Below are 10,352 nucleotides of genomic sequence, written 5' to 3'. Positions count from 1 at the left end.
CGCGGCAAGGATGCCGCGGTAGCCGCCCCCGGCCATGGATGGCCGATGGCGGCGGGCCCCCGGAGCAATGCCGGAGTGAGGGCATGCCGAGCCTAGGCGAGGCACCGAATGGAGGGGCAAAGCCTTTTGGTTCCTTTTTGGCGTTTGAAAAAGGGACTCGCTGTAAAAGCGAAACCGCCAGCAGCCATCACCGCAGAAACGGATATGTCCCCCAACCTTAAGTGAACACCGTGGCACCGACCTGTTCAGTGCCCACGAATGTAATGCTCCAGTTGCCGAATCAAATCCGCCTGCTCAACGATAGCTTCCTTGACCAAATCCCCAATCGATAACAGCCCAATCAGTTCGCCACCGTCCACCACCGGCAGATGACGCAGATGGCTGTCGGTCATCACTGCCATGCAACGCTCGATGCTCTGCTGACTGTCAGCCGTCACCACGGGCGCGCTCATGATGTCGCGCACCGGCGTACCAACCGAAGAGCGCCCCTGCAGAACAACCTTGCGCGCATAGTCGCGCTCGCTGATCACGCCAACCACCTGCCCGGCCTCGATCACCGGAAGCGCGCCCACGTTCTTTTCAGCCATGATCCTCAGCGCTTCAAGCACCATCTCATCGGACGCGATGCTGTGCACCTGACGGTTTTGCACGACCTTGAGTTTCAGCAATTGTGCGGCTGTTTTCATAAATGCCTCCGATGCGGATACGCGATGCTGTTGAACAGGCTCAAGCCACCCCGACTTCCACCACGCCGCTGTTCAACCGCACGGGCCAAACACGCAGTCGCTGTTGCGGGTACTCCAGGCAGCTGCCGTCCTCAAGGCGGAAATGCTGTTTGTAGATCGGCGATGCAACCACCAGATCCCCCTTAATGCTGCCCACCAACCCGCGACCGATGACATTCGCCCCGGATTGCGGGTCATGGTTGTCGATGGCGTAGAGGGTCCGACCCTCGGCACCCGGCAGGTAGAACAGCGCCACTTGCGCGCCGTCGAACCAAACGACAACGCCGGAGTTGCTGACCAGGTCCTGTTGCTCGCACACCGTTTGCCAGGCCTCGGTGCTTTCCAGGGAATCGATGCGTTGGGTATTGGACTGGCTCATCAGACAATCTCCTCGGTAACAGGGATAAGGTTGAGTTCGGCGGCCATGATCGGGCGCCGCTGGCCGCGTTCCTGGACAAAGTGGATGTCCGGGTCCGGGCGTTTATCGTTGACGAAGGTACGGAAGCGCTTGAGTTTTTCCGGGTCTTTGAGGGCGTTGGCCCACTCGCATTCATAGCGATTGACCACCAACTGCATCTGCGATTCGAGCTCTTCACCGAGCCCGAGGCTGTCGTTGATGATCACGTCCTTGAGGTAATCGAGGCCGCCTTCCAGGCTTTCGCGCCACACCGAGGTACGCTGCAATTTGTCGGCGGTGCGGATGTAGAACATCAGGAAGCGGTCGATGTAGCGGATCAGGGTCGCATCGTCGAGGTCGGTGGCGAACAGCTCGGCGTGACGTGGACGCATGCCGCCGTTGCCGGCGATGTAAAGATTCCAGCCTTTCTCGGTGGCGATCACGCCAACGTCTTTGCTCTGAGCCTCGGCGCATTCCCGGGTGCAACCGGACACCGCGAATTTGAGTTTGTGCGGCGAGCGCAGGCCCTTGTAGCGGTCCTCGATGGTCAGGGCCATTTGCACGCTGTCTTGCACGCCATAACGGCACCAGGTGCTGCCGACACACGACTTCACCGTGCGGGTCGATTTGCCGTAGGCGTGCCCGGTTTCGAAACCGGCCTCAATCAGCTCGGCCCAGATGTCCGGCAGTTCATGCAACTGCGCGCCAAACAGGTCGATACGCTGGCCGCCGGTGATTTTGGTGTAGAGGTCGTACTTCTTCGCCACCACACCGATCGCGATCAGTTTGTCGGCGGTGATCTCACCACCGGGGATGCGTGGCACCACCGAATAGGTGCCGTTTTTCTGCATGTTGGCCATGAAGGTGTCGTTGGTGTCCTGCAGCGGCACCAGTGAGGCGTCCATGATCGGCTGGTTCCAGCACGACGCGAGGATCGAACCCACCGCCGGTTTGCACACGTCGCAACCGGTGTGGCCACGGCCATGCTTGGCCAGCAGTTCTTCGAAAGTGATCACCCCTTCTACCCGCACCAGCGCATAAAGTTCTTGGCGGGTATAGGCGAAGTGTTCGCACAGGCTCTTGTCGACGCTGACGCCACGGGCAATCAGCTCATGTTCGAACACCTGCTTGAGCAGCCCGGCACAACCACCGCAACCGGTGCACGCCTTGGTCTGCGACTTGAGCAGGCCGAGGTCGGTGCAGCCACCGTCGATGGCCGAGCAAATGGAACCCTTGGTGACGTTGTGGCACGAGCACACCGTGGCCGCTTCGGGCAACGCGCCTGGACCCAAGGTCGGCGCGCCTTCGGACGATGGCAGAATCAGGCTGGCGGGTTCCGCCGGCAGCGCAATCGCGTTCTGCATGTATTGCAGCAGCGTGTCGTAATAACTGTTGTCACCCACCAGCACCGCACCGAGTACGTGCTTACCCGTGGCATCCACCACCAAGCGTCGATAGCTGGCCGTGGTTTCGTCGATGAACTGATAGCTGCGCGCGCCCGGTGTGCTGCCATGCGCGTCGCCGATGGAGCCGACATCGACGCCCAGCAGCTTGAGCTTGGTCGACATGTCCGCGCCCATGAACGGCTCGGCGGTTTCGTTGCACAGCAATGCGGCAACACCGCGCGCCATTTGGTAGCCCGGGGCGACCAGGCCAAAAATGCTGCCGTTCCACGCGGCACACTCGCCGATGGCATAGATGTTTGGATCGCTGCTCTGGCATTGATCGTCAATCACCACACCGCCGCGCGGGCCAACTTCCAGCGAGCATTGACGGGCCAGTGCGTCTTGCGCACGGATACCGGCGGAAAACACGATCAGGTCGGTTTCAAGGAATTCGTCATTGGCGAAGTTCATCCGATAGCGGTATTCCTCGCCTGCGCTGATCGATTGCGTGCCGCGCGACAAATGCACGCCGACGCCGAGGCGTTCGATCTGCGCCTTGAGCGCCAGGCCACCGTACTCGTCCAGCTGCACCGGCATCAGGCGCGGGGCGAATTCCACCACATGGGCTTCCAGCCCCAGGGTTTTCAGCGCGTTGGCCGCTTCCAGCCCCAGCAAGCCACCGCCGACCACCACACCGCGTCGGGCGTTGCTTGCCGCGGCACGAATGGCGTCGAGGTCTTCAAGGGTGCGATACACCAGCCGCGAATCGCCCTCGGCGCCTTCGATTGGCGGCACAAACGGATAGGACCCGGTGGCCAGCACCAATTTGTCGTAGGAGACACAGCCTTGCGCGGTGATCACCTGACGGCGTGTACGGTCGATTTCCAGGACCGGCACCCCCAGATGCAGCGTGACGCCCGGGGTCTGGTACAGCGAGGCTTCACCGAGGGCCAGCGACTCGGCATCACGGCCGGAGAAATACTCGGACAGGTGCACGCGGTCGTAGGCACGCATCGGCTCTTCGCTGAACACGTGCAGTCGATAGTGATCAAGGGCACCGCGTTCGATCAGCTGTTCGACACAATGATGTCCGACCATGCCATTGCCGATCACGATCAGCGTTTGCAGCTTGTTCAAAGTGGCAACATTGGAATTCATAAGGGACACCCGTCGATAGCTGTTCAAAAAGCAAAAAAAAACGCCTGAAACCTTGCGGTTCCAGGCGTCTTTGCCTGTTCGTTTACGGTGCCAGGTCAGGCATCTATGCCGGATCCACCGATGTTGCCCGCGACCTGTTCGGCCAATCGATCGTCGTTGACCGAGGGGGCTGCCCACTCGACTGCATTCACAGTGGGCCTGAACAGTGTCTTGCAGACTTTGTGCCAGTTGGCCGTTGGCAGTCCTTGCGCCAGTAAACGTTGACCACGGGCGCCCATCAAAGCCCGATGTTTGCCTTCGCATAGTGCAGAGGCGTGTTGCGCGGCCTTATAAAAGTGCACAAAGGCGATCCCGTTCCGGTTCAGAATTTACCACCCAGCGGGTATTCGATCGCCAGGCGGTCTGATTGGCGTCCAGCTCCGCTTGCACCGCATTCCCGCGATGAACCGCATGGCGCAGGCTGAACGCGAGGTTTTTCGCGACGCCCGACTGCACCACGTATTTGGCCTGCAGATCACGTTCCCAGTGCTTGCCGCCCTGCCCGTAACCCAACCACTTGTAACCACAGTTGGGGTCCATGTGCGTACCGTCGATGCCGCTGCCGCGCACGTACAGGGCGCCGAAGGTCAGGCCGGGAATGCCGTAACCGGCCATGTTCAGGTCATAGCGCGTTAACTGGCAAGGCATACGGCCAGCGTAGCCGAATATCGGAATCTTGAGGCCGATCTTCAGTATCCACAGCAATCCAACATAGGTCTCATGCACGCCCGGATATCCGGTACCAGCGGTTACATGCTCAACCCCCCTGATTAGCCCCGGTAGCTTTGAAGACTTTGTCAAACTGATCATTCCCGAGTTGCAGAAGCGCGGCTTCTTTCGCACCGAACCTAAGGGCGGCACTTTCCGCTCAAGGTTGCGCGTCGATCGTGCGAGTCGCTTGCCCGCGTCGGCATATGGGGCATCGTTTCGTTTCGACCAGACGCGTTGACAGCTGTTGCCGCTAGCAAAAAATAACGGCGAGATGTGAATTCTTTCGTGTTCTCTTGTATCTGATCAGAAAGAAGCCGTGCTATCAAAAAGATGGCATCGGTAAAGGCAAACCCGTCTGGCCTGCGCTACACCGAAGCTCAGCGGTTTGCATAAGGACAGATCAGTTACAGAGTGGCTCGCATGAAATCACGTGAGAAAACCGTCAATCCGATCGGATTGGAAGACATCACCATTATCGATGACGCGAAAATGCGCAAGGCGATCACGGCCGCTGCACTCGGCAACGCGATGGAGTGGTTCGATTTCGGCGTCTATGGTTTTGTTGCCTATGTTCTCGGCAAGGTATTTTTCCCAGGCGCTGATCCCGGTGTGCAGATGATTGCTGCGTTGGCCACCTTCTCGGTTCCCTTCCTGATCAGGCCTCTGGGTGGTTTGTTTTTCGGTACGTTGGGCGATAAGTACGGTCGGCAGAAAGTCCTGGCGGCCACCATCGTGATCATGTCGCTCAGCACCTTCGCCATCGGGCTGATTCCGTCGTATGCCTCGATTGGCATCTGGGCGCCGATCCTCCTGCTGCTCGCTAAAATGGCCCAAGGTTTTTCAGTGGGCGGTGAATACACCGGCGCCTCGATCTTCGTCGCCGAATATGCCCCAGATCGCAAGCGCGGTTTCCTTGGCAGCTGGCTGGACTTCGGCTCGATCGCCGGCTTCGTCTTTGGCGCAGGCCTGGTCGTGCTGATTTCCACCATTCTGGGCGAAGAGCAGTTTGAGGCATGGGGCTGGCGCCTGCCCTTCTTCCTCGCCCTGCCCCTGGGCATGATCGGGCTCTACCTGCGTCACGCGCTGGAGGAGACACCGGCGTTCCAGCAGCATGTCGAACAACTGGAACAGGGTGATCGCGAAGGCCTTGCCAGAGGCCCGAAAGTGTCTTTCAAGGAGGTGGCCACCCAGCACTGGCGCAGTCTGATGACCTGCATCGGCGTAGTGGCGGCCACCAACGTCACCTACTACATGCTGCTCACCTACATGCCGAGCTACCTGACACACAACTTGCACTACAGCGAAAATCACGGCGTGTTGATCATCATCGCGATCATGGTCGGCATGTTATTCGTCCAGCCGATGATCGGTTTCATCAGCGACAAGATTGGCCGCCGCCCCTTCATTATCTGCGGTAGCGTCGGTCTGTTCTTCCTCGCCATCCCGGCCTTCATGCTGATCAACAGTGGCAAGATCGGCCTGATCTTTTCCGGTTTGCTGGTGCTGGCGGTGCTGCTCAACTTTTTCATCGGCGTGATGGCTTCCACCCTACCGGCGATGTTTCCCACTCACATCCGCTACAGCGCCCTGGCCAGCGCCTTCAACGTCTCGGTGTTGATCGCGGGTCTGACCCCTGCCGCCGTGGCCTGGCTGGTGGAAAGCACGCAAAATCTGTACATGCCGGCCTACTACCTGATGGTGATTGCCGTGGTGGGTTTGATTACCGGTGTGACGATGAAAGAAACGGCGAATAAACCGTTGCGTGGTGCAGCTCCGGCGGCTTCCGACATTGAGGAAGCGCACGAACTGCTGCAGGAGCATCACGACAACATCGAGCAGGAGATCGAGAACATCGACGCAGAAATCGCCGAGCTGGAAGCTAAACGTGAGCATCTCGTGCAGCAGCATCCGCGAATCGAATAACGGGGGCACTATTGTCCAGTAGCTGCCGTTCAATGCTGTCCACAGAGACCCACTCGACGTAACCTGAAGAACACCATTGAAAAGGAGTTCAAATGAAAACTGATTGGCAACAAATTCGGGAAATGATGAACACTGTGATCGATAGCTGTGAGCAGATCGAAACGGCAGGATTCAATGAGGAACATCGCTCCGCGACTGTGGAAATCAAAGGCGTCGATTACTCCGTTCAGGAGTTTTTAATCAGCGCCTGGACACTCCCGGAGAACGTTCGCTACCAGATTATTCGTGAGCGTCATGAAGCGAGGAATGACCTTCCCTATGTTCCTGAAGCCGCCCGTATTCTTGTCTCGATGGCGCAGGCTTGCGCGGAATTGATCGGGGCAGCCGACACGGCACCTGCTCAGAAAGCTATTGCGGGAATGAATCATTGGTACAAGGCCTACGCGGTACGTAACCGTCCGGCCAACACACCTTCCTGATCCCAACACTTAGGGCGATGGTGTCAGATCAATCCAAAGTGGACACCTGAAATGACCATATTGGTACAGTTCATTAGTTTTGGCTAAGGCCATTTATCCCGCCATGCTCTCGATGCGTGTTTGCCTGCGATAAAAGGCGTGAATAGCCCACACTACCCCTACGAATAGCAACCCTGTCCCAAGCGCTTCCATAGGAGAGGGCCAGCGTTGGTTGATGAGCAGGCCCAGTGCAGTCGCATAAAGGGTTTCGCTGGCGATCAATTGCCCGCTGAGAGCCAGAGGTAGGCGCCTAGTTGCGATTGACCATGCCCAGGCACCGGCAAGTGTGGCCCCTAGCCCCTGAATTAACCCACATACTATCAGCGCCTGTGTACCTGCTAACCCGCTCGGATGGCTGGCGAAGTGGGACAGCTTCAGGTACAGCCCAGCTGGGATGAAGGCCAGCATTTCGACGCTGCACATGAAGATCAGCATGGCTGACCACAGCATGGGGGACATGCTTGGGCGTTGAGCCAAAGCACTTTCATTTAACAGGCCAAAACCAGTCCAAAATCCGATTGCCAGCAACGATGCGAGCAGCCCAAGCAGTATCGAAGCTGTCGGGCGCACCACCGTCGCGCTGCTAAAATCGAACACGCTTAGGTTGACCAAGCTTATGCCCAAGGCCGCCACCACCAGCGGCCCGGCAATGGCGCGCCAGGGCACGCAGGAGCTTCGCATGTTGCCGGCAATCGCTAGCACGATCGGTACTGACCCCATCATCACCGGAGGGATCACCGGCCCTGCGGCCAAGACCGCAGTGGTGATCAGGAAGAAGTAGCCGATGTATCCTAAGAACCCCAGTAGCGCCGCGCAGGCCCAATCGCTCAGCCGCAATTGCCGCACTTCGCTACGGTAAACAAACAGTACTAGCAGGCTACCTAACCCGGCAAAGGCATAGCTCACCACAGCCAGATCGAAAAGACTGTAATCGCCGACCAGCCCCGGAAAGATGTAGAGCAGCGACCAGGAAAAAGTGGCGGCAATGGCAGCTAATAAGCCTAGGCTCATGCGCTCTGCTCCTGCTGGCCCTGATTCCGGATCCAGCAATGAGCTATTTGCCGGGCGGTGTCGAATACCCGCGCGTCCTGGCCCATGGCGCCGCTGACAAAACTGCCCTCCAGCAAGATAAACAGCCCCTCAGCAGCTACGCCAGGGTCGCTTACACCGGCGCTCATGGCCAATGCAGCGAGATTTTCGCGTATCCCTTGCTTATGCCGTCTCACTGCCAAATGCACAGGGTGGCTGAACTGGGGGAATTCAGCCGCACTGTTGACGAACAGGCACCCGCGCCCGCTATCTCGCAAAAGATAGCGTTGATACAAATCAAAAAACGCGAGCATGCCACTGACCGGGTCAGGATGCGCCGCCAAGGTGCGCGCTACCTCTTCGCGCCAGAGTCGGTCACGCTCCTCAAGGCAAGCCACTATCAGCGCATCCTTGGAGGGAAAATGGCTGTAGAGCGTCATCTTGGTAACACCCGCCAACGCGGCGATGGCCATCACACCAGTAATGTATATGCCTTGTGACAGGAACAGCTTCAGCGCTGAATCAATCAAGCGCTCACGGGTATTGTCCATGTTAAGGCACTCCGGCATGGGGACGGAGATGACTATACTGACCGGTAAGATTGAGGCGCATCCAAAGACGACCTAAACCATGGCCATTACGACACAGACCGCAACATGCCAACTCAGCAGTAAATCGAAGGATTTGGCTTCAGGAAGTTCGCCACGTCTACGAGCTTAGTAAGCGTCCCCCACACATGCGTGGTTAGACGGGCGCCCATTTATGCGGCAGCGACTCGGTAATCCGGCGCGACCGAAGATTTTCTCCTGCCGATACAGCGGCAGATGGTCAGAAAACTTGGTCTGCGTCCGGGCATTCCGTCTTGCGCAACTAAACCGGTTGCCACCTATGCGGCAGCAACTCGTCAATTTCACTCGCCCGCTGCGTCGGCAGGCGCGTGAGGACGTCCTTCAAGTAAGCATACGGATCATGCCCGTTGAGCCGCGCCGACTGGATCAAGCTCATGATCGCCGCCGCCCGTTTGCCGCTGCGCAGCGAACCCGCAAAGAGCCAGTTTTTGCGACCCAACGCCCACGGTCGGATTTGGTTCTCGCACCAATTATTGTCAATGGGTACGGCCCCGTCATCGAGATAGTGCGATAACGCCGTCCAGCGTTTGAGGCTGTAATCCAGAGCTTTACTAATAGCTGAGCCATCGTGCACGAGCAGGCGCTGGGCGATCATCCAGGCATGCAGAGCGTCCATCACCGGTACGGCTTTTTCTTGCCGTATTCGGCGGCGTAAATCCGGCTCTAGGTCGCGGACTTCATGCTCTATTTCGTACAGCAGCTGGATGTAGCGCAAGGCCTGTTCGGCTAGCTGGCTCTTGTTGGTGGCGTGTAGTTCGAAGAACTTGCGCCGTGCATGGGCCATGCATCCGATCTCGGTCACGCCGAGTGCAAAGCTGGCCTTGTAGCCACCAAAGTCGTCGCAAACCAGCTTGCCCTTCCAGCCTTGAAGGAAGTTACGTGCGTGCTCTCCGGCGCGGCTGGGGCTGAAGTCGTAAACGACTGCCGCCAAGTCTGAAAACTGGCTGGTAGCGTAGGCCCAAACATAGGCTCGGTGAGTCTTCTTGGCGCCCGGCGTGAGCATTTGCACCGGCGTTTCATCGGCGTGGATCACGCAATGTTCAAGGACGGCATCACGCAGGGCATCGACCAGCGGCTGCAACTGCACACCACAGTTGCCGACCCATTGCGCCAACGTTGAGCGGGCGATGGCTAGGCCTGCTCGACCAAAAATAGATTCCTGACGATAAAGCGGTAGATGGTCGGCGAACTTCGCGATCATGACGTGGGCCAGCAGCCCTGCGGTCGGGATGCCCTTGTCGATAACTTGCGCCGGAACCGGTGCCTGGATCATCGTTTCGCACTCATCACAGACCCATTTTCCACGGATGTGACGCTCGACGGTGAACACGCCCGGCGTGTAGTCGAGTTTCTCGCTAACATCCTCGCCGATACGCTTGAGGGCGCAGCCGCATTGGCAGTGGCTGTTGTCGGGTTCGTGATGGATCAGGGTGCGCGGAAACTGCGGCGGCAACGCGGTGCGTTTAGGTTTTTGCCGAGCCTCGGTCGAAACCGGCGCAGCTTGCAGCGCCTCAAGCTCGGCTCCGATGGCTGCGATATCGGTATCGATCAGGTCATCGAGCAGACTGGCTTGATCCGGGCTTAATTGCTCGCTGCGCTTGGCAAACTTGAAGCGCTTGAGCTGCGCGATCTCGTGGGCCAGTTTCTCGTTGACCGTTTTGTGATGGTGGATTTGCTTGCCCATCGTCTCGACTTTCTGATCGAGACTCTCGACACGCTGCATCAACTGCGCCGCCAGAGCGCGCAGTTGTTCAGGGTTTAGTTGGTCGAGGTTTGGAAGCGAAGTCATGCCGCCGATTTTGCCAGAGCAAGGCTACACCGGCGATAGACTCATCGGA

9 protein-coding genes and 2 pseudogenes are annotated in these 10,352 nt (G+C 58.4%); 3 read left to right on the top strand and 8 right to left on the bottom strand.

The features are described 5' to 3' along the window. Positions 1-245: 245 nt before the first annotated feature. From WLY71_RS26970 to WLY71_RS26950, 5 genes and pseudogenes are all read right to left on the bottom strand, one after another. Positions 246-686: a CBS domain-containing protein gene (locus WLY71_RS26970; RefSeq protein WP_347805981.1), complete on the bottom strand. Its 441-nt coding sequence runs from the start codon at positions 684-686 to the stop codon at positions 246-248. A 40-nt stretch (positions 687-726) separates the two neighbouring features. Next, on the bottom strand, positions 727-1,104 hold the full coding sequence (nirD, locus tag WLY71_RS26965) for a nitrite reductase small subunit NirD (protein WP_347805980.1): 378 nt from the start codon (positions 1,102-1,104) through the stop codon (positions 727-729). After that, positions 1,104-3,665, bottom strand: a complete 2,562-nt coding sequence (nirB, locus tag WLY71_RS26960; RefSeq protein WP_347805979.1) for a nitrite reductase large subunit NirB — start codon at positions 3,663-3,665, stop codon at positions 1,104-1,106. The genes nirD and nirB overlap by 1 nt, the downstream gene beginning before the upstream one ends. 95 nt (positions 3,666-3,760) lie before the next feature. After that, complete coding sequence (locus tag WLY71_RS26955) at positions 3,761-4,006, bottom strand: hypothetical protein (protein ID WP_347805978.1); 246 nt, start codon at positions 4,004-4,006, stop codon at positions 3,761-3,763. Between the two features lie 20 nt (positions 4,007-4,026). Then, a pseudogene (locus tag WLY71_RS26950) lies at positions 4,027-4,334 on the bottom strand (OprD family outer membrane porin); the annotation flags it as partial. 93 nt (positions 4,335-4,427) lie between these two features. Between WLY71_RS26950 and WLY71_RS26945 the strand changes: the two are divergent. From WLY71_RS26945 to WLY71_RS26935, 3 genes and pseudogenes are all read left to right on the top strand, one after another. Next, positions 4,428-4,653, top strand: a pseudogene (locus WLY71_RS26945) (LLM class flavin-dependent oxidoreductase); the annotation flags it as partial. A 182-nt stretch (positions 4,654-4,835) separates the two neighbouring features. Further along, entirely contained in the window at positions 4,836-6,338 is a 1,503-nt protein-coding gene (proP, locus tag WLY71_RS26940) for a glycine betaine/L-proline transporter ProP (protein WP_347805977.1), read from the top strand. Positions 6,339-6,430: 92 nt separating this feature from the next. Continuing rightward, positions 6,431-6,817, top strand: a complete 387-nt coding sequence (locus tag WLY71_RS26935) for a hypothetical protein (protein ID WP_347805976.1) — start codon at positions 6,431-6,433, stop codon at positions 6,815-6,817. A 93-nt stretch (positions 6,818-6,910) separates the two neighbouring features. Here WLY71_RS26935 and WLY71_RS26930 read toward each other — a convergent pair whose 3' ends face one another. The 3 genes from WLY71_RS26930 to tnpC form a co-directional block, all read right to left on the bottom strand. Beyond that, positions 6,911-7,867, bottom strand: coding sequence for a DMT family transporter (locus WLY71_RS26930; protein ID WP_347805975.1), 957 nt, complete (start codon positions 7,865-7,867; stop codon positions 6,911-6,913). Continuing rightward, positions 7,864-8,436, bottom strand: a complete 573-nt coding sequence (locus WLY71_RS26925; RefSeq protein ID WP_347805974.1) for a TetR/AcrR family transcriptional regulator — start codon at positions 8,434-8,436, stop codon at positions 7,864-7,866. Before WLY71_RS26925 ends, WLY71_RS26930 begins: the two co-directional genes overlap by 4 nt. 319 nt (positions 8,437-8,755) lie before the next feature. Next, positions 8,756-10,303, bottom strand: a complete 1,548-nt coding sequence (gene tnpC / locus WLY71_RS26920; protein ID WP_347805973.1) for an IS66 family transposase — start codon at positions 10,301-10,303, stop codon at positions 8,756-8,758. Between the last annotated feature and the right edge of the window lie 49 nt (positions 10,304-10,352).

The sequence above is a fragment of the Pseudomonas rossensis genome, from assembly GCF_039888995.1.
GTDB lineage: Bacteria > Pseudomonadota > Gammaproteobacteria > Pseudomonadales > Pseudomonadaceae > Aquipseudomonas > Aquipseudomonas rossensis.
The sequence above is the reverse complement of the archived record's forward strand: the minus strand, read 5'-3'. Positions and strand labels throughout refer to the sequence as shown.